General features: G+C 59.0%; 1 protein-coding gene. It reads right to left on the reverse strand.

Annotated elements, in window-relative coordinates:
- Positions 1-173: 173 nt before the first annotated feature.
- Positions 174-363 (reverse strand): hypothetical protein (locus AC1RO3_RS08830; protein ID WP_481764052.1); only part of this gene is annotated, 190 nt, incomplete at its 5' end.

A 363-nucleotide genomic window follows, 5' to 3' on the forward strand; every position in this document is an offset into this window, starting at 1 on the left:
GCCATGTCGGGTATCGCGTCAACAATACCCGACTAATTTAATCGGTCTTTATGCTGTGATTCGCGACGGGCGCGCGATCCGGGTTTGAGGCGTCCCCTTGTAATCGCCGTGCTCTTTGATGCCCGCTTTGATGCGCACCGTTTCCCCTTCACGCGGCATCGCATTAGACGCCCCTATATAGACGATGGGGCCCCTTCCGGCGTGATACAGGCGTACAGGTAGCGCGGACCAAACGAATCGAACCGGGCCCCATCGTCAAGCGTGATAATACGCTCGCATTTAATCGTCAGTTCCAGACGTTCCCCGACCGTGCCGACATGGTGCGCGCGGCTTTGCCGAATCTGTCCGGCGCGTGCGCGTTGC

Source organism: Dellaglioa sp. CoH-57-MRSF-19, from assembly GCF_056781975.1.